14 protein-coding genes are annotated in these 19,786 nt (G+C 67.1%); 6 read left to right on the forward strand and 8 right to left on the reverse strand.

Annotation, left to right across the window (positions count from 1 at the left end; genetic code table 11):
• Positions 1-38: 38 nt before the first annotated feature.
• The 3 genes from QHF83_RS25065 to QHF83_RS25075 all read right to left on the reverse strand — a co-directional run bounded on the left by QHF83_RS25065 (position 39) and on the right by QHF83_RS25075 (position 4,315).
• Positions 39-698 (reverse strand): TetR/AcrR family transcriptional regulator, encoded by a 660-nt coding sequence (locus tag QHF83_RS25065; RefSeq protein ID WP_282420449.1) that lies wholly within the window; start codon positions 696-698, stop codon positions 39-41.
• A 279-nt stretch (positions 699-977) separates the two neighbouring features.
• Positions 978-1,637 (reverse strand): response regulator transcription factor, encoded by a 660-nt coding sequence (locus tag QHF83_RS25070; protein WP_282420450.1) that lies wholly within the window; start codon positions 1,635-1,637, stop codon positions 978-980.
• Positions 1,634-4,315 carry a PAS domain S-box protein gene (locus QHF83_RS25075; RefSeq protein ID WP_282420451.1) on the reverse strand — a complete coding sequence of 894 codons (2,682 nt, stop codon included), beginning with the start codon at positions 4,313-4,315 and terminating at the stop codon, positions 1,634-1,636. Before QHF83_RS25075 ends, QHF83_RS25070 begins: the two co-directional genes overlap by 4 nt.
• A gap of 386 nt (positions 4,316-4,701) precedes the next feature.
• On the opposite strand from QHF83_RS25075, the gene QHF83_RS25080 reads away from it, so the two are divergent.
• From QHF83_RS25080 to QHF83_RS25095, 4 genes are read left to right on the forward strand one after another with little or no spacing between them, the layout of a single operon-like run.
• Positions 4,702-5,379 carry a hydrolase gene (locus QHF83_RS25080; protein WP_282420452.1) on the forward strand — a complete coding sequence of 226 codons (678 nt, stop codon included), beginning with the start codon at positions 4,702-4,704 and terminating at the stop codon, positions 5,377-5,379.
• 10 nt (positions 5,380-5,389) lie between these two features.
• Positions 5,390-5,935: an antibiotic biosynthesis monooxygenase gene (locus QHF83_RS25085; protein WP_282420453.1), complete on the forward strand. Its 546-nt coding sequence runs from the start codon at positions 5,390-5,392 to the stop codon at positions 5,933-5,935.
• Positions 5,936-5,951: 16 nt separating this feature from the next.
• A complete protein-coding gene (locus QHF83_RS25090; RefSeq protein WP_282420454.1) occupies positions 5,952-6,773 on the forward strand; it encodes an alpha/beta hydrolase in 822 nt (273 codons plus the stop codon).
• Positions 6,774-6,828: 55 nt separating this feature from the next.
• Positions 6,829-8,574, forward strand: a complete 1,746-nt coding sequence (locus QHF83_RS25095) for a DUF2169 domain-containing protein (RefSeq protein WP_282420455.1) — start codon at positions 6,829-6,831, stop codon at positions 8,572-8,574.
• Positions 8,575-8,582: 8 nt separating this feature from the next.
• On the opposite strand, the gene QHF83_RS25100 is transcribed toward QHF83_RS25095, so the two are convergent.
• Entirely contained in the window at positions 8,583-9,191 is a 609-nt protein-coding gene (locus tag QHF83_RS25100) for a hypothetical protein (protein WP_282420456.1), read from the reverse strand.
• A 35-nt stretch (positions 9,192-9,226) separates the two neighbouring features.
• Here QHF83_RS25100 and QHF83_RS25105 point away from each other — a divergent pair, with 35 nt between their 5' ends.
• Positions 9,227-10,378 (forward strand): DUF2169 domain-containing protein, encoded by a 1,152-nt coding sequence (locus QHF83_RS25105; protein ID WP_282420457.1) that lies wholly within the window; start codon positions 9,227-9,229, stop codon positions 10,376-10,378.
• 10 nt (positions 10,379-10,388) lie between these two features.
• Here the strand turns inward: QHF83_RS25105 and QHF83_RS25110 are convergent, their stop codons facing one another.
• Genes QHF83_RS25110 through tssI form a run of 4 tightly spaced genes read right to left on the reverse strand, consistent with a single transcriptional unit; the run spans position 10,389 to position 18,423 of the window.
• Positions 10,389-10,631, reverse strand: coding sequence for a hypothetical protein (locus QHF83_RS25110; protein WP_282420458.1), 243 nt, complete (start codon positions 10,629-10,631; stop codon positions 10,389-10,391).
• Positions 10,628-14,776 carry a DUF6531 domain-containing protein gene (locus QHF83_RS25115; RefSeq protein ID WP_282420459.1) on the reverse strand — a complete coding sequence of 1,383 codons (4,149 nt, stop codon included), beginning with the start codon at positions 14,774-14,776 and terminating at the stop codon, positions 10,628-10,630. The genes QHF83_RS25110 and QHF83_RS25115 overlap by 4 nt, the downstream gene beginning before the upstream one ends.
• A gap of 6 nt (positions 14,777-14,782) precedes the next feature.
• Positions 14,783-15,784, reverse strand: coding sequence for a DUF2169 domain-containing protein (locus QHF83_RS25120; RefSeq protein ID WP_282420460.1), 1,002 nt, complete (start codon positions 15,782-15,784; stop codon positions 14,783-14,785).
• Between the two features lie 8 nt (positions 15,785-15,792).
• Positions 15,793-18,423: a type VI secretion system tip protein TssI/VgrG gene (gene tssI, locus QHF83_RS25125; protein WP_282420461.1), complete on the reverse strand. Its 2,631-nt coding sequence runs from the start codon at positions 18,421-18,423 to the stop codon at positions 15,793-15,795.
• Between the two features lie 135 nt (positions 18,424-18,558).
• Here tssI and QHF83_RS25130 point away from each other — a divergent pair, with 135 nt between their 5' ends.
• Positions 18,559-19,779 carry a cytochrome P450 gene (locus QHF83_RS25130; RefSeq protein WP_282420462.1) on the forward strand — a complete coding sequence of 407 codons (1,221 nt, stop codon included), beginning with the start codon at positions 18,559-18,561 and terminating at the stop codon, positions 19,777-19,779.
• Positions 19,780-19,786 lie beyond the last annotated feature (7 nt).

A 19,786-nucleotide genomic window follows, 5' to 3' on the forward strand; every position in this document is an offset into this window, starting at 1 on the left:
CGTTCAGGATTCAGGGCGCTGCTTCCGCCCGGGAAAAATCAGTCGGAGCGCCGCTTGCGGGCGGCGGGCTTTGCCTCCGGCGGCGAGCTCGGCGACGCCGGGCCGGCGGTGCGCCGGGGGGACCGTATGAGCTGCGCGTCGAGGAGCGGGAGCAGGACGTCGTCGACGACATAGGTGACGAAGTCCGCGTCGAGCGGAGCCCGCAAGAGGAGGAGGCGGTGGGACGTCAGGGCCATGGCGACCTCGATGATCGCCGTGGGATCCTTGGGCATTGCGGGAATCTCGCCGCGGGCCACCGCCCGCTCGAGCACCCCGATGACGTTCTCTTGCTCGCGCTTCACGAACTGCTCGCGCACGAGCCGCCAGAGCTCGGGGTGCACGTGAAACACCGACATGAGCCCGATGAGGAGATCTTTGCCGGCCGTGACCGTCGCGCAAAACGCGCCCAGCGCGAGGATGAAGTCCTCGCGGAGCGACGCGCCGATGCTCACCTCGGACGGCCTTTTGGCGCCTCGCAAGAGGCCCGCGAACACGAGGTCGGCCTTGCTCTTCCAGCGGCGGTAGATCGTCGCCTTGCTGGCGCGGGCGCGGCGGGCGATCTCGTCGATCGACGTGAGATCGTAGCCCACCTCGGCGACGAGCTGCATGGCGGTGTCGAGGATCGCCTGCTCCTGCGCGGGGGAGAGGCGGCTGCGCATCGGCGTCGGTTCCGCGCTGTGAGGCTCGCTCGTCAGCATTTTCTTCCCACCAGGGTTTCGGTTCGAGGGCGGCATCGCGCGCCAGGATAACCCGCGCGCCGAGCAAATCAGGCCTTTGCCGCAGGACAAGGCGGCCCGCGGGTCCGATCGATACGAAACGGTACCGTACTCATCCAGAAAGTAGAGCAAGCCCGAGCGAAACGCAAGCGTTTCGTTGAGGCGTGAGCTCCCCCTGCTGCTGACCATCCCCCGAGGGAGGACGACGAGCAGGCTTCTGCGCTATAGCTTGATCAGCCCGAGGCGGCTCGCGGTAGCGATGGCTTCCGTCCGGCTGAGCACATCGAGCTTGCGAAAAATGCTCCTGAGGTGCGATTTCACCGTCGTCTCGCCGATGCCGAGCAATGCGCTGATCTCCTTGTTGCTCTGTCCGCGCGCCAGATACTCCAGCACCTCCACCTCGCGGCTCGTGAGGACTTCACGGCTCAGGCTCGCTGCCAACTTTTGCACCAGGGGTGCAGGAAGGCTCGTCTCTCCACGATGCACCCTGCGGATACAGTCGAGGAGCTCCTCACGGCGCGAATCCTTCAAGAGATACCCCTTCGCGCCGGCTTTGACGGCGTTGAGGAGGTCGTTGTCGGTGTCGAACGTGGTGAGGACGATCAAGCGCGCGGAAGCGTCGCTCCTCCGGATCTCCTCGATCGCCGCGACGCCATCCAGCACGGGCATGCGGATGTCGATCAACGCGATGTCCGGACGATATTGTTGCCAGAGCTCCACCACCTGCCGGCCATCGGAGGCCGCTGCCACGACCTCCATGTCGGGTTGGCGGCTGATGATGGCCGCAAGGCCCTCGAGCACCGTGACGTGATCGTCGGCAATGAGCACCCGTATTTTGTCCGAGCCCGAAGAGTTCGCTGAAGTTTCGGCGGGATATTTCATGGGGTGAAGCCGTCATAGGGGTACGGAGCTGGCAAGGACGCCACGATGGCCATCCCGCTTCCTTCCGCGCTTCGAATCGTCAAGTGGCCGCCCATCACTTCGACCCGCTCTTTGATCCCGATCAAGCCGAGGCCTTCATGTTGTGCCGCAGGATCGAAACCCACGCCGTCATCCCGCAGCTCGAAGCGGAGCCTGTGTGGCTCGAAAGCGACATGAGCGTTGAAATGGCGCGCGCGGGCGTGCCGCAAGGTGTTCGTCAGCACCTCCTGGCCGATACGCAGCAGGTTTTCCTCCCACTCGTTGGAGAGCGGCCAGGGGCTGCCCTCCTGCGTGAACGCGCCGATGACGCTGCTCCCGCTGGTCATCTTCTTGATCAGATCGGCCATCGCTTCACGGAAGTTTTTCTCGGCGAGCGCCTGCGATCGAAGCGCGTGCGCGGATCGTCGCGCCTCTTGCAGGCTCCCTCGCGCGAGCTCCCGCGCGCGGGCGAGGTGTTTTCCGGCCTCGGGGAGCAGGCCCCTCGACCACGCATCCTCCGTTGCCTCCAGCTGCACGATCACGCCGGTGAATCCTTGCGCCAGCGTGTCGTGGAGATCTCGCGCCATGCGGTTGCGCTCCGCGGCGATGGCCGCCTCGCGGCCCTGCCTGGAAAGTCGCATGAGCTGAATGGCGAGCATGGCCTGATGCGCCAGCGCACGAGCGAGCTCCATCTCGCTCGTTTGAAACAGGTTCTTGTGCCTCGACCGGATCCCGATGAAGCCGGCCAGCTTGCCGCCGATCAGCGTCGGGACCGTCAGCGTGGCCACGACGCCCATCGCCGCCAGCCGCTTGTAGATCACCGGCATGTTGGGATCGTGAGGCATGTCTCCGTGCCATGGATACCAGGGCGAATTCTCACGGCTCCCGAGTCGAATGCGCGGAGGATCGCAATCGATCTCCCCGACGACGATATCGACGCCCGTGCGGAGTGCCTCACTCCAGACGGGATGGTTTTCCGTGAAGAGTGTGACTTTTTTGGCCGAGGACAGGTCCTTCGAGGGAGCGTGCAGCCGATCGTCCTCGAACGTCGCGACCAGGTCCATTTCGCTGCTGGGGCCGTTTCGTTCGTACACGCTGACGCTCTGCCCGTTCAGGCGTCCAGCGATCATGCGCAAGACATGCTCCAGGAGTCGCTCGGGATTCGACTCCTGGGCGAGCACATCCAGCGTGCGGGTGAGCGCCGCGAACTGACCACGGGCGAGGTGCTCCGAGGCCCGCAAGGCTTCCGCGGATCGTTTGGCCGAGGTCACGTCGCGAAGCGCCCCCGCCCATTCGATGATCTGGCCCGCGTCGTCGCGCACGGCCGTGGCGTAAACCTCCACGTATTTGATGTAGCCGTCGGGCATCACCAGACGGTGGCCGAAATGAAGATCCTCGCCGTTGCCGCGGAACGCCTGGAGGTAAAGGGGTAGGTCCTCGGGGTGGACCCTCGAGGCGACCAGTTCGGGCGTGATCTTCGTGTCGGGATGAAGCTCGAAGAGCCGATAGGTTTCGTCCGACCAGATGAGCTCGCCCGTCGTCATGATCCAGGTCGCGCTTCCCGTTTGGGTCAGGCGCTCGGCCCTGGTCAACGAGGCCTCGCTCTTCCTTCGTTCCTCGATTTCGACACGGAACGCCTGGTTGATTCGCTCCAGATCCGCCGTGCGCTCGCGGATCCGCCTCTCGAGCTCCGAGTTCAGACGCGCGGAGGCTTCCTCGGCGCGTTTGCGCTCGGTGATATCCATCACCGTGCCGATGAAACGGATCGCTTGCCCGTCGGCGTTGAAGAATGCCTGGCCGCGGGCCGTCACCCACTGCTCCGAACCGTATTGCGGATGAATCGTGCGGTACTCCGCGCGATATTCACCTCCATTCGCACCTGCGAGCGCTTGCATGACCGAACTGTCCACGCGCGCCCGGTCGTCCGGGTGAACACATTTCACGAACATGTCGTGTGTCACCTCTGCGTCCAGCGGTAGCCCGAAAATCTCTTTCATCCGCTGCGACCAGTCGCCCACGTTGCCCAGGTCCGTGGAGTTCCAGACCCACAGGCCAATTCTTCCTGTCTCGATGGCCAGCCTCAGACGTTGCTCGCTATCGAGCAGCGTCTGGTTGACCTCCCTCAGATGCGAGGCCTGCTGCAGAAGCTCCGCGTTCAGTCGTTGCAGCTCTTCTGCGGCGGTTTCCCGCTCGCTGGCATCGGGCAACGGTGCCTGGAGTCGTTTTTCCTCGGTGACGTCGCGACAGCTCGCGATGAGCCAGTCGCGCCTCGGGCAACCGAGGCGTGAAAGCCGCACGGCCATGGTCCCGAGTTCGCCGGAGGTTCGTCGATACGAGCACTCGACCGAGGCCGGCCCCGATGGTTCGACGCGACCGAACCATTCGAGGATCTCGTCGCGCGACGCGCTCGTCACGAACTCCCATGCGTGCTTCCCGACGATATCGCTCTTTCCACGACCGAGCATCGTGCAAGCCGCGGGATTCACCTCGACGATCCGCCCGTTCGGCTCGACGAGCGCTATGGCTTCCGCGACGTTTGCGAACAGAAGCTCGAGGAGTTCTTCCCGGTCGGATGCGCGGGCGTGCGCGGACGGCGACGGCGGAGAGCCCGACCGCGTCGGGACCTCGGGGCTGTTCGAATCATCGTGCCTGGACCGCACGCCATCGCATGTTGGCACAAGCTGGCGTGAGAGGGAAGCTCGAATGCAGACGCGCACGCAGTTCCCGCGGCTGTGCCGCCCTCCTTCGAATGGGGGAGAACGAGATCCGCCATTCGAAGCAGACGAACCTCCGCTGCAAGATCAATGGCGTGCACCACGTGCACGTATTGAACCTCGCCGATTGCACGTAGGCCACCTCCGAATTTCGACCGACTGTCAACCCTTCGAAAGGAGGAGAGGTCGTTCGTTCGCCTGCAGGACGGAGACGTCGGCCGCAAAATCGATGGCGTCTTCCGCCAGAAGCAGGTAGTCTTGCGCCGCCCGCTCGATCGACAGGCTTTGGCTTGGCGGCTCGAACGATAACCCACATTCCAGGTGCAACGACGATGAACAAGTATCACAAGCTCTATACGCCGGAAGACAGCGCGGTCGTTTTCATCGATCATCAGCCGCAGATGACGTTCGGCGTCGCCAACATCGATCGAGCGACGCTCATCAACAACGTGACGCTGCTCGCGAAGTGCGCGAAGGAGTTCGGCGTCCCCGCCGTCCTCACCGCGGTGGAGACGGAGTCGTTCAGCGGGTACGTCTGGCCGCAGCTCCTCGACGTGTTCCCGGGGCAACCGGTCGTCGAGCGGACGTCCATGAACTCGTGGGACGACGCGGGCTTCCGCGCAGCCATCGAGGCGACGGGCAGGAAGAACATTCTCCTCACCGGCCTCTGGACCGAGGTTTGCGTGACCTGGCCGGCCATCGAAATGCTCGGCGCCGGATACAACGTCTACATCGTCGAGGACTGCTGCGGAGCGACCTCCCCGGCCGCCCATGAAGCGTCGCTGTCCCGGATGGTCCAGGCGGGCGCGGTCCGACTGACGACCATCCCCGCGCTCCTCGAATGGCAGCGCGACTGGGCGAAGCGAGAGCACTACAACCAGCTCATGGGCCTCATCAAGCAGCACGGCGGCGCCTACGGCGTGGGCGTCGAGTATGCCTACACGATGGTCCATCACGCGCCGCAATCGGCGGTGAAGCCGCAGATCGTGCCCAAGAAGCCCGGTCACTGACGGCAGAGCCATGGCCGAGACCCTTCACATCGCCATCGTCCGGCGCGTTCGAAAGACGCACATCGAGGCCTTCGAACGCGCCCTCACCGAATTCGCCAGCCGGTCCTTGGCCGAGCCGGGAGCGAGGGGGGTGCATTGCATCTACCCGCCGCCCGGCTCCGATTCGACCGAATACGGCATCCTGCGCAGCTTCGCCAGCGCCGCCGACCGCGACGCGTTTTACGAGACCGCCCTCTACAAGGAATGGCTCGCTCGGATCGCGCCGATGGTGGAAGGTGAACCGACGTACCGGCGATTGGAAGGCCTCGAAGCCTGGTTTCGCACCCCCGCGGAGGCCATGCCGCCGCGATGGAAGATGGCCTTGCTCACCTGGATCGCCGTATGGCCGGTCAGCATGATTGTCCCGGCGATCCTCCTGCCCTTGCTCGGCCCGAACTTCCCGCACGCCCTCGCCTCCGGCGTCATCGCCGGAGGCATCGTTGCGGTTCTCACGTGGGGTGCCATGCCCTTGCTCGTGAAGCTCGCGCATCCGTGGCTTCACCCCGGGAACAAATAGAAAAGGTGGTTATCACATGGCAACTTTGACCGTCAAAGACGGCACGCAGATCTATTACAAGGACTGGGGCAGCGGTCAGCCCGTCGTCTTCAGCCACGGCTGGCCGCTCAACGGGGATGCCTGGGAGGACCAGATGGTCTTCCTCGCCTCGCACGGCTTTCGGTGCATCGCCCACGATCGCCGCGGTCACGGCCGCTCCAGCCAGCCCTGGACCGGCAACGAAATGGACACCTATGCCGATGACCTGGCCGAGCTCATCGAGTCGCTCGACCTCCGAGGCGTGACGCTCGTCGGGCATTCGACCGGCGGCGGCGAGGTGACGCGTTACATCGGTCGCCACGGAACGGCGCGTGTCGCAAAGGCGGTCCTCGTCGGCGCCGTGCCGCCGCTCATGCTGAAGACCCCCGCGAATCCGGGCGGCCTGCCGATCGAGACGTTCGACGGCATTCGCGCGGGCGTCCACGCCGATCGCGCGCAGTTCTTCAAGGACCTGACGATCCCGTTCTACGGGGCGAACCGTGAAGGGGCGAAGGTCTCGCAAGGCCTCCGGGACACCTTCTGGCTCCAGGGCATGCAGGCCGGCTTCAAGAACGCCCTCGACTGCATCAAGGCGTTCTCCGAGACCGATTTCACCGAGGACCTGAAGAAGATCGACGTGCCGACGCTCATCATCCACGGCGACGACGATCAGATCGTCCCCATTGGCGCGAGCGCGCTCGCCGCCGCCAAGCTCGTGAAGAATGCGCGGCTCGAGATCTACAAGGGCGGCTCGCACGGGCTCGCGGCGACGGAGAAGGACCGCCTCAACGCCGATCTCCTCGCTTTCATCAAGAGCTGACGGCGCGCCTCGCGGAAGCTTTCTCACCGGCGCCGCGTCGCGGTAGGCTGCGCCCATGAATGTCGTGTCGTTCTGCGCCCTGCGCGCCTCCTTGTTTCCCTGGCAGCCGCGACGGGACGCACACGCGGTCACGGTGATCTGCAAGGCGACCTTCGAGCTCGCGCCCGGCGAATCACCGCTCGCCGTGAGGCGAGAGGCGGTCTGGGACACGAAGAGCCCCGCGAGCGACCTGGCCCCGTTCAAACGAAGGGCCGACGTGCTCGTGCTCGGGCACGCCCATCCGCCGAAGCCGCCCGCGGCGGGCGCGCCGGCCTCGCTCGTCGCGCAGATCGGCGTGGGGACCTTGCAGAAGGCGATCGAGGTCCGCGCGGATCGAGGCTGGGTCACGGAGGGCTTTGGTCCCGTCGCGCCGACGTCGCCTGCGCGTCTGTCGCTCCTCGGAAAGCACGCGGCGAGCTGGGATCCACGCACCTGGAACACGAAGCCACTGCCCGAGGACGTGGATGGCGCGTACTTCAACCTCGCGCCCGGCGATCAGCAGCTCGCGAACCTCGCGGGCGACGAGCCGATCGTGCTCGTGAACCTGCACCCGTCGTATCCGCGGCTCGAGACCAAGCTCGCCCGCGTCGTCCCGCGCGTGACCGTGGAACGCATGGGGGGGCCGGCGCAGGAGGTGCGGCTCCGCTGCGACACGTTGACCTTCGACACGGACCGACAGCTCGCGATGCTGGTGTGGCGCGGCGTGGTCTTGCTCGCGCACGCCGCGGAGGTCGGGCTCGTCGCGGTCTCGATGGAGGGCGCGGCGGCGCCCGCCAAGGGCGACGTGGAGGCGACACTCCCGGTCGTGACGTCGGGGAGGACCAACGCGCCGGAGGCGCCCGTGTTGCCATTCGCCCCGGGAGGGCCGGGGTTGCCGAGCATCGCGATCCGCGACGAAGCCCCGCGCCCTTCGCCTCCGTCGAGGGACGAGGACGAGGTCTCGGGCCCGAGGACGTTGACCCACTTCCCCTCCCTTTCGGCATCGAAGCCGGCAACGCCGTTCGAGCAGGCGAAACGCCCGGCGCAAGTGGACACGGCCCCGGAGGAGCCCGATACGAAGCCGCTCGACGTCCCGGCGAAGAAGGAGCACGCAGAGGCGCGGACGAACGTGCCGCCGATGCCTTTCGACGTGCCCCCGCCGGCGCTCGTGGGCATCGCGGCGAACGTCGAGGCGGCGCCGACGCGGGTCGTGGAAAAACCCGCGATGCTCGGCCCCCTCGCGGCCTTCGACAAACCGCCCGCGGAGGCCTCCGTCACGGCCACGGCGGGCAGCATCGAGCCCACGCCGACCACGGAGCCAGCGGGCGCCCGGAGAGCGGCGCACGAGGAGTCCGAGGCGCCGATCGAGCTCTCGATCGAGCAGACCGCGGCCATCGCCGCCGAGCTCGCCGAAGGGAAGCAGGATCGCGCGAAGGTGCTCGAGGCGCAGGGCTTACGCGAGCGCTCGTGGCGCAAGAACGAGCGACGCTGGGCCGAGGCGCTCGAGGCGGAGTCGGCGCGCGGGACGCACAAGCTGCGCGGGGCCTACGACGCGGCGTACGTGGCGAAGGTGGAGTCCTTCCGCGGCCCGATCACGCTGGAGGTGTACACGCGCCTGCTCGTCGCGCTCGAACGTGGCAAGGCGAACGAGGTGCTCGACGCTTTGCGGATCCAGCGCCCCGCGCTCATGCCGATCGTGCGGCTGTGGACCCGGAAGGTGGCGACGGACATGAAGCTCGGGGACGCGGCGAACGACGCGCTCCGGGCCGCGCGGCGGGCGTGAGGCGCGCGTCAGCGCTCCGGGATGCGGATCGGGCCGAGGCCGGGGACGCCGATCTCGTGGGTCCGCCCCGCCGCGGCGGCGAGCCTCTTGGCTTGCCGCGCGTGGTGTTCTTCCCAGGTGAGGGGCATGGGCGGATCGTCCGAGTTGAGCCGCACGCGCTCGCCGGTGATGGACACGTCGTCGTTCGCCTTGACGACCACGCCGCCGGGCGCGGCCTCGACGCTCACCTCGCGGGCGCGCTCGATGGAGGCCTTGCCGACCTCGCGGATCGCGTTGCCGCGCGCGCGCTCGTGCAGGCTCCCGCCGACGTCGAGCGTGGCGTCGCCGGACGTCTGGATCGCGAGGGTCTCGCTCTTCAGGGCGAGGTGCTTCTGGGCGGCGATCTCCAGGGAGACCGCGGAGAGCGAGAGGACGGGCCCCTCGTCGGTGAGGCGGAGCGAGAGGACGAGGTTTCCGTCGGCGCCGCGGACCTGGATGCGTTCTTCGCGGCCCGTCTCCTCGATTTCGATCGATCGTCCGGAGGCGAGCCCGATCGTGCGCGCCGGCGCGGCGAGCGTTTCGCCTCGAGCGGGCGCGAGGGCCGCGGCGGGCGCGTTTTTTTCGGCGTCGTCCTTCACGGGGCCATGATAACCGAGATCGGGGAACGGGTGACATGACCAGCGCGCAGGCGGTCGCGAACGCGAAGAGCACGGACGGCAAGTTGTGGCTCGTGTGCGTGGCGAAACGCGCCTACTCGTTCGCCGGGGGCAAGCTCCGGCTCGCGGACGAGCAGGTGCCGGTGCGCCGCGAGCCGGACCTCGAGGTGGGCGACGACGGCCGCATGCGCGGGCTCCAGGACGACATGGACCTCTTCCCGCCGAAGGTCGCGACCGACGTGATCGTGACGGGGCGGGCGTATGCGCCGAGCGAAAAGGCGCGCGAGGCGACGGTGCGCGTGGCGGTCGGGAAAAACGCGCGCGTGCTCCGGGTGCTCGGGGAGCGGCGGGCGGAGGTCTCGATCGAGGGGGCGGTGCGGTTCTCGGATCCGGCGCCTTTCGAGAGCGTGCCGCTCGCGTGGGATCTCGCGTATGGCGGGTACGACGCGTACGCGCACGACGAGCTTTGCCCGCCGAAGCGGCGGAACGGGCGGAGGATCGAGCCTTCGCCGCGGCAGGAGGGGGTCTTCGCGTATCCGCGGAACAAGGTGGGGCGGGCCTATTTCATCGACGTGGACCGGGATCGGGCGGACGGGGCGTTGCTCCCGCAGATCGAGGATCCGGGCGACCCGCTGACGCCGTCGCGGTTTTTCGTGCCACACTGGAAGAAGTGGCTGGATCAGCCGATGCCTGCGGGGCTCGGGTGGGTGCCGCATACGTGGTATCCGCGGATGATGCGGCTCATGGGTGGGTTTCTGGAGCACGATCCGGCGACGAAGCCGATCCGGGAGATGCAATTCGCGGACGGCGAGGATCTCGCGGGTCCGTTCCGGAAAAACGAGGTTCTTCCGCGCGGGCTCCAGGGGGCGGCGCCGGGGATGGCGGTGGAGCGGCTCCGGGGGGACGAGGTGGTGATTCTGCAGGGGCTCGTCGAAGGGAACGGGGAGACGAGGTTCGAACTGCCGGGGGAGCGGCCGCGGATCGAGGTGATGCCGCCGGGGAGCCCGAAGGTGTTCACGCCGGAGGCGGTGCTGCAGACGGTGCGGGTGGACGCGGAGGCGAGGCGGGTCGTGATGACGTGGGCGGGGGTGGTGCGATTGATGAGCCCGATCGCGGCGGACGTCCTGGAGAACACGGGGCTACGATTGAAGTGGAGCTCCGGGACCTGAGGCATCGCGCTCAATCGAAGTCGACACCGCCATCCTCGTCGAGGACACCGCGCCCCTCGATCTGATCGTACTCGTCTTCGCGGAGCCAGTGTACAGCGTCCTCGTAATTGTCGAACTCACGGATGACCTTGTTGTGCTCGGCCGGGTCGACGATTTCTATCTTTCCACTCAGGCGCTCGCGCACCAGCAGTACGTAATGGCGGTCGCTCGAAAAATCGACCCAAGCTTCGAGCCATTTGTATTTCGATCTCATTGCGCAACCCTCGTCCTCGGCACCATGTGGTATACCCACGAATCGCCTTCGAGTTTGCCCTTGATCTCTATGACGTAAAGAGGGACGTCGGGTCTCCCGTTCTGCGTCCTCACGCCGATCGGCGTGTCCGATGTGTACGTGAACCGATCGAAGCCGCGGACGTTTCCTTGCGACTCGCCGTGCTTCCAGACCAGGTCCTCCAGGGCCTCGAGGTCCGCGTCATCGTTGAATATGTGCGCTTCTTTGCCCTTTCCGAGGTCCTTCTGAACGATCCTCCCATCACGCGTGTGTCTGTTCATCGTATAATTCGCGTCGTGGACTGCGTTTTCGGGCTTCTGGCAGGCCAAGCCGAGCGGATCGACGTTGTTGATGGCGTCTCTGCCGAACGCGAAGAGGTCGAGCCCGCCCATGATGCCGAGCGGATCCGGGCTGCACCACCTTCCTGTCGACGCGTCGAAGTAACGGAACCTCGTACAACAAAGCCCCGTCTCCTCGTCCGCATACTGCCCCAGGAGCCGGAAGGGCGACTCCACGGCTCGACCGGTCCGCCCCGGCGCCGAGTACGTCTCCGTGACGCGCCCCCACGCCGAATGCGTCGCCGACCACGCGACCCGCCCCTCCTGGTCGATCAGCTCCTTCGGCACCCCCACCTGATCGACGACGTAGCTGAACACCTCGCCCCGCTCCGCCTGGAGCAGCGGCACGAACGTGCCCGGTTCATGGACGAAGCAGCGTTTGCCGCGTCGGCTATCGATGTCCTGCGCCAGGACATCCCCATCCCAGACGAAATCGACAGTGTATCGCCGGTCCCCGTATTCGTCCTGGATTTCCTTCCGCAACCGCCGGCCGAACGCATCGTACGTGAAAAGGACCTGCTCGCCCGACGGCAGGGCGACCTCGCGGAGCCGATCTCGCGTGTCCCAGCGATACGCCGTCCGCTGCCCCCCTTCTTCCTTCGATACTCGACGCCCCCGCCGATCGTACGAATATTTCGCGCGCTCCGTGCAGCGCAGCAAGTTCCCCTTGCCAATCTCCCACGGCTCGCCCTCGTCCGCCTGCGCCGGGGCCGTCTCCAGCTCGTCGAGCATCTTCTGGATCGCTCCAGCTGGATCGTACGCGAACACCTCGCGGCGGTCGCCCCGCTGCGCTTCCACGAGCTGCCCGACCGGATCGTATCGATACGCCGTCGCGCCCCACCGCGCATCCTCGACGAGCTTCGCCCGCCCGAGCGCGTCGTATTGCCAGAGCCGCTGCACCACCGCTTGCGGCACGCCGCCGCCTGGCATGCGCGCCTCGACGCGCTGCTCGATGATCCGATCCATCGAGTCGTACTCGCTCCGGATCGAAAACCTCCCCGAGGCGTCCCGGCGCGCCGTCTCCCGCCCGAGCACGTCGCGATCGAACGAGATCTCGTGACCATCGTGCGAGAGCCCGACGAGATCGCCGAGCCTATCGTATCGATACCGCGTCGCCGCGCCATCCGGCATGACGCGCGCCGTCCTGCGCCCCCGCGAATCGAGCTCGTACCGAAGCCGCCGCCCGTCCTGCACCTCGGCCACGACGCGCCCCAAGCGGTCCCGCTCGAACATCGTGACGACCCGCTGGCCGTCCTGCTCGAGGACAGCGCCGAGCAGCCTGCCCATGCGATCCCGCTCGAACGTGATCGGGCCATCCGTCGTATCCTCGCGCAGCACGTTGCCGAGCGGATCATGTGCGAACGCACGATGACTGCGATCCGGATAGTCGATTCGCCCGAGCCTGCCCGATTTCGAGTACCGGTACTTCAGCACCCGCCCGTCGAACGTGTTCTCCTCGACGACCCTCCCCGCCGCATCGTACACGAATTCGTACGTCTCGTTCCGCGGATTCTCGATGCAGCGGAGCTTCTCCTGCGCCGAATACTTGAATCGGAAGGCCCGCCCGTCCGGCTGCACGAGCTTCGTGAGCACGCCCGTCCCGCCGTACTCCATCTGCGTGACCTGCCCCGACGCGTCGACCACGCGGATCGGATTGCCCAGCGGATCGTACGCCGATTGCGTGCTCGTGCCATCCGGCCTCCGCACGGACAGGGGTTGCCCCAGGCGATCGTACTCCACCGCCGTGAAACGCCCGAGGGCGTCGGTTCGTCGCACGGGCCGGCCCACGAGGTCATGCTCGTACGTCGTCCGTGCGCCGCGCGCGTCGAGCTCGGCCACGATGTTGTGCTGGGCGTCGTACGCGACCTCGACGAGCATCCCCTCGTCCCCGCTCACGCAGATGACGCGCCCCTTTTCGTCGTACGCGAACGAGTACCGGACGCCCGAGGGATACTCGACCCTCTGCAGCGCGCCGAACGCGTCCCGCGAGAGCCGCGTCGTCAATTCTTCGGGGCCCACCTGCAACACAGCAAGATCGCCGTCGTACTCCCACCGGGTCACGTTCCCCGCAGGATCGATCTCCTCGACCTTGTTGCCCCGTTCGTCGTACCGATACCGCGTCGCCTCGCCAGCGCCGTTCGTCTTGCCAATCAGGTAATTGTTCGCGTCGTATTCCCAGGTTCCGATCAGGATTCCGTCTGTCGTCTCCTCCCGGACGACGAGCCCCGATTCATTCCAGTGAAGGACCCGCGGCTCCTCGTTCCCCTCGACCCGGGTGATGCGTTTTTCCAGGTCGTACGTGAGGACCAGCGTGTGCAGCCCCTCGTCCCCCCACGTCTTCTTGCACCGCCCCGTCTCCGGATCGTACGCGTAATGAAAACTCACGCCGTTCTTCAGCGTGGTCTTCACCATCCGGTGATCCTCGTCGTACGCGTACCGCTCCGTTTGCCCGAGCGCGTCCGTCACGCTCGCGAGCTCCCCCATCTTCGTGTAGGTGTAATCGACCCACTGCTCGAAGGAATCGCCGACCCAGACCTCGAGCCGCGCGATACGCCCGCCATGCGTCGTCTTCACGCGCACCTCGCGGCCGGCCGTATCGATCACCCGGCGGAGGCGGCCGCTGTTGTATTCGAGCTCGATGGAGTTGCCGTACGCGTCCCGGATCGATCGAAGGAGCGCCTTTTCGCCCGGCGCCTCGGGGGCGAAATGCCGCACGAGCCGCGTCTTGTGGCTCGTCACCTCGAACGCCCCGCCTTCGAGCGCCCGGAGTGTCAGCCGATCCATCCGGTGGAACGCGCTCTCCCCCACGCGGAGCGCGCGGAAATAAACGTCGCGGCCCTCCTCGCTGCGGAGCGAGAGCAGCCCGTCGTCCGTGCGCTCGATCCATTGCTCGAAATCGTGCGCCCACCCGCCGCGACCGAGCGAGGTCCGCGCGAGTGCGCGTTTCGACGAGTAGTGCCTCTTCCATTCGAATGGAATGGCCCCGGGCAAGACCAGATCGACCTTTCGATCGACGACGTCCCCGCTCGTCAGATCCACGGGATGCCCGCCTTCGCAACGCACCTCGTCGCAGAGATCGGAGGCTTGCCCGTCCGCGCCCTTCGCCGCGCTCTCCGCCGCCTCCCCGGCCACCTCGTCGCTTTGCTTGGCCGCGGATTCGAGCCCCTCGCCGAGCACATCGTCCGCGTTCTTCGCCGCCCCCTCCACCACCTCGTCCGCCTTCTTGAAGAACGGGGCGATGAGTTTGTCGCCGAACTTCTTGAGCGCCGCGCCGCCGACGTTCATGACGACCTCGAACGCGAGATCGATCACGAGGTCGACCGCGAGCGAGACCGCGCCCATGAGGAAATCCATCACGGTCGGCGTGGTCTGCACCGTGCCCGGGTCCTCCACGAGCGACGTTGGCCATTTGCCATACTCCCAGCAATCGGCGTTGAGCGACATCGCCCCGCCGATCACGCAACACGTCGCCTGCTCCCCGCAGATCTGGACGGCGCCCCGCGGTAGCCAGCATTTGTGCGAGCCGAAGAGAATGTGCAGCGGCGTCATCAGATCGAGCGGGCTCGGGAAGATGCCGATGTGCGGCCACAATTTCGAGGGCTCGTGCCCGTGCGTCACCGACGGCACGCCATTGAACATCACCGTCGGCTTCTGCTTGTCGCCCATCGAGAGCGGGTGCAGGAGGTTCAGCTTGAAGAACCACATCGGCACGAACGGCCAGTGGATCCCGTTGTGCCCATCGATCCCAACGAGCAGCCATCCCGCATCGGTGTGGAAGTTGTTCGCCATGGCCGCTCACCCCTTCGGGAAAAACTCGCTCGGCGAGAGCACCGCCCGCCGCTCCTCGAATTGCACGAGGCCGTACGTCACCTTCGCCCGGAACACGAATCGCGCTTCGCACGCCTCGGCGTCGATGTCGACGGCGTCGAGCCGCGGTACGATCGTCTCGCGCACATTCCCGACCGACATCGCGACCACGACCGGCGAGCGCGGCACCACGAACGAAAGAACGGAGCCTCCGGGCCGCATCCCCGCGAGCACGATCTCTGTCCCCGCGCCGATCGTGTCGAACGTCATTCGCGGCGCAGCGCGGCTGCCGAGCTTGCGGACGCCCGTCATGTCGAGCTCTTGCCCCTTCACCACGTGTTTCGCCCGCATGCCGCCCCAGAGCGGGTACGGCGCGAAGCAGACGGGCTCGGGGTGATCGTCCCAAGCGCGCACGAGCGCCGCGGGATCCTCGAGCTGCGGGAGCGGCTGATTCTCGGCGCGCGCCTCGTCCGTGTAAAACCCCTTGCCGTCGAAGTTCAGCGGATAGCCCGACTCGTGCTCCGGGACGAACGCCTCCTCCCCGTCCATCTCCACCACCGCCGCGGGCGCCTTCGTCACGCCGCCGTACGCATTTTCCCAGCTCATCGCCACCCGCTCGAAGGGAATCGGCGAGCTCGGCGCGAGCCCCCCGAGCGCACCCCGCTGCCAGACCCGCGTCCCGAACACATGAATGTGCATGTCCGACGAACCCACGCGCAGCGACGCCGTGGCCTCCCGCGCGCGGTCGCCTCGGCGCGGATACACGAAACCCGTCGCGCACACGGACGTGGCCTCTTTCGAGAACATGACGTCGTTCGGGACCTTCGACCGCGTGTCGAGCAGGAGCGGCCGTTGCCCGGGGACGAGCTCGAGCCCGCCCGGCGCGATCCGGTACGTGATCGCGCAGAGGAACAGCGCCGTGATCCGATCGTCCTCCTCGCCGTTCGGAACCATCGCCGCCGGCAGCGGAGTTTCATTGACGAATTTCATGCGCGCGCTCAGTTCAGCTTGATCAGCCCGGCCGTCACGTTCACCGCGCCGCCGCCGTCGATGTCGACTGGCGACCCCTTCACGGTCACCGTGCCGCCATTGATGCTGATCGCGCCGCCGGTGATCGTGATCGTCCCCGCCGTGATGACCAGGCTCGCCGTGTTGATCTGCGTGAACGCGGCTCCGTTCAGGGTGAGCATCGTGGTCTCGACCGTCGCCATCGCCGCGGCATTCACCGTGAGGACCGTCGATTTCAACGCCTGCGCGCCGTCCGCCTTGATCTCCTGCGCCGGCGCCTCGATCTTCTGGCTCGCCCCCGATTTGAGCCCCTGCGGCCCCGTCACCTCGATCGTCTGCTCGCCGCCGATTTGCGCTTTCTGGTTCCCGACGACCGTGATGTCCTGCGTCGCGCCGTAATTCTCCGTCTGCGCGCCCGTCACGTGGACGTCCTGCGTGCCCGACACCGTGAGTTTGTCGTTGCTCGAAATGGTCGACTCGCGGTTGCCCGTGACCGTCTCCGTGTGGTTGCCCGCCACGGTGATCGTCTGGTTCGCCCCGACGTCGACCGACCGGTTCGATCCGACGCTCACCGATTGGTTCGCGCCGACGTTCGTGTTCTGGTTCGCGCCGACCGTGACCGACTCGTTGCCCCCCACCACCTCGGCGTTGTTCCCGCCGGCCATCGTGGTCCGGTTCGAGCCCGTCATCTCGTTGCGATCCACGCCCGCCGTCGACGCGCTGTTGTTCCCCACCTTCTCGGTCCGATCATTGCCGGCGTCCGAGTTCCAGTTGAACGGCGTGTGCATCTTGATCTGCTCATTGCCCGCCGTATCGTCGAAGGTGAGCTCGTTGAAGGCGCCCGAGGACGGGCTCGACATCGTCTTCAGCGTGCTCACCGTGGGAGCTCCGCCCGGCGGCCGGTTTTTCCCGTTGTACACGCGCCCCACGATGATCGGCCGATCCGGATCTCCCTCCTCGAAATCGACGATCGCCTCCACCCCGACCCGCGGATGGAACACCGCGCCCTCGCCGACCCCCGCGAACACCTGATTCACGCGCACCCAGCACGACGTCGGCTCCTTCGCGTGCCGCGCCGAGTCCGTGTCCCAGTGGAACTTCAGGCGGACGCAGCCGATCTCGGCGCCCGGCGGCCCTCCGACGTGAATCTCCGCCCCCTTCGTGCTCGGCTCCGCCGTGACGAATGCCGTCTGCGATCCCTGAATCCGCGGCTTCGGCGTCACGCGCGCCGGGCGGAACCTCGACTCCGCCACGGAGCCATTCTTCCCGCGCCGCGCGCATTCGAACGTCACGGCATACGGCACGCCGGAGAGCGGCATCGCCGTCGCCACGCTCGGCGGCAGGACGCCCACCTGCTCGGCGCGGACCTCGATCTTCGTGACCAGGTATTCACCCTCGTAGCGTGATTGCGGGTGTTCGAGCGCGAAGATGCTCCCCGCCGCGATCGTGCGGCACGTGCTCTCCCCGACCGCGTAGCTCGCCTCCACCTCCAGCCGATCGAGCGTCGCCGCCGCGAGCGGCTTGCCCATGGCGGGTGTCTCCGTGTAACGCCCCGGGTATTCGTGATACACGAGATCCGCGCTCGCCGGCCGCGCCGGCTCGGCGACGGCCATGTCGAGCGTGGGTTGTTTCCAGTTGTAATCGAGGAGCGAGACCTTGCGCGGACGCAAGCGCGCTCCGAGCTTCATCGACTGCACCGCGCGGCCCACGATGCCGGGCCCGAGCGGCTCGAACGGGTCGAGGCGCGTGCGGCCCGCGTCGATGTCCGCGAGGACGAGCAGGCACACGCCGTCGCCGTTCTCGTAATGGAACGAGATGCCCTCTTCCTCCAGGAGCCGACACACGAAGGCGAAATCGCTCTCGTTGTACTGAACGCAATACCCGCGCGTGGCCACCTCGTCGATCCGCGAAGCGTCCGCGATGCGCCACGTGTACCGCTCCGTCGCCGGCGAGAAGCCGAGCTCGTCCCCGCCGTCGGGCGGCGCGTTCGCCCCGACCGCGAGCGAGAGCTCGGGATCGCCCTGCAGGACCGCGTCGATGATCTGCCGCGTGGTCTTCTCCAGGAAGATGCGGCAACGCATGCGGTGCATCGCGCGCGTGAGCGGGGGCGCGAGCACGAGGCGATAGAGCATGCCCCCCGGCACGGGCCCGAGCTCCTCGGCCTCGACGACGATGCCATGCACGACGCGAAACGAAGGCTGTGTCGTCGTGGCGATCCGCAGCGTCGCGCGGGCTTGGATGAGCTCGTCCGGATCGAGCTCGGGCGCGGGCTCGCGGGCGAGGGCCGTGATTTCGTAACGATACAGGCTCGAGAGAGCCTCGGTCCCGCGCACGGACACGACACGCAGGTGGCTCCACGGCCCCTGCGGCCCGGCCGCGTTTTCCCAGGCGAACGTGAGGTCGGTGCCGCCCGACGCGCCGACGCCCTCGCCCAGGCCCGCCGCGCCCGCGCGGCTCGCGAGATCCTCGAACGCCGCGCCGCCCTTCGCCTGGAATGCGCTCACGGCCTTGTCGGCCACGCGTGACGTGATCGCCTTCTCCTCGAAGATCGGCAGCTCCGGCTCGCGCAGGCCGCCGACCATCTGCGTGGGATCCCCTCCCGGGCGTTTGACGAACGACATCCTCTCTTCTCCCGCTCCCCCGGGTCCACACAAAGCTGCCCGGACGTGCGGGCGCATCCTAAACTCCTTAGGTGTACAAAGGAAGAGGTTGCTTGCGACGTGGAGGGGCCGCCAGCCCCGCCGAGGAGGACGAACATGAGCCCGCGCGCCCCGTACGACATCCAGAGCCAGGCGTTTTTCGACGACCCCTATCCCACGCTCCACCGCATCCGCGAGGAGGATCCGGTCCACTGGTTCGAGCCGCTCCGAATCTGGCTCGTCACGCGCTACGACCACGCCGACATGGTGGTCCGCGACGATCGCCGCTTCCTCAATCACCGCGCCCGCGAGCTCATCCGCGTGATGATGCCGACGCTCGAGGGCGAGGAGCTTTCCGCCATGGTGCAGATGTGGTCCGAGCTCGCCTGGTTCCGCGACCAGCCGGACCACGCGCGGCTCCGGCAATTCATGAACAAGGGCTTCACGCCCCAGGCCATCGAGGGCCTGCGCCCCGCAGTGCGGACGATCGCGCGCGAGGCGCTCGCGGCCGCGCGCGACAAGGGTGAAGAAGTCGATATCGTCGAGGATCTCGCCGATCCCATCGCCCTCAGCACCATCACCTCCCTCTTCGGCATCCCCCCGGGCGATCGAGCGACCTTCCGCGGCTGGATCACGACCCTGTTCAAGGGCGCGGGCGGCGCGGCCATGGCCGAGGACGTCACGAATCGAATCAAGGAGCACACGAGCGCCATGCTCGGCTACATTGCCGCCCTCGCGGAGCGCCGCCGCGCGGACCGGGGCGACGACGTGATCAGCCGCTTCTGGGCCGACGAGGGCGCCCCGAGCCCCGAGGACATCGTCCTGCAAAGCTACCAGGTGATCGTCGCCGGCTACCGGACCAGCATGAACCAGATCGCGAACACCGTCTGGACCCTGCTCCGGCACCCGGCCGAGCTCGAGCGCCTGCGCGACGACCCCCGCCGCATGAAGGGCGCCATCGAGGAGGCACTCCGCTACGAGCCCTCGGTGGTCGTGACAAACCGCCTCGCCGCCGAGGACGTGGAGATCGGCGGCAAGCGAATCAAGAAGGGCGAGCTCGTCTTCCCCATTCTCCCCGCCGCGAACCGCGATCCCCTCGTGTTCCCCGACCCCGACCGTTTCGACATCACGCGCACGGGCCCTCGGCACCTCTCCTTCAGCATGGGCCACCATTACTGCATCGGCGCCCCGCTCGTCCGCGTGGAGGTCGAGGAGGCGCTGGCGGCGCTGCTCGAGATCCCCCGCTGGGAGCCCGGCTCCGGCCCTTGCCTCCTCGGCGATTACAACCTCTCGGATCGCGGCCCGAAGACACTGCCCATGCGCCTCCTCGCCTCCTGATCGCGCG

This window comes from Polyangium sp. 15x6 (assembly GCF_029960785.1).
GTDB lineage: Bacteria > Myxococcota_A > Polyangia > Polyangiales > Polyangiaceae > Polyangium.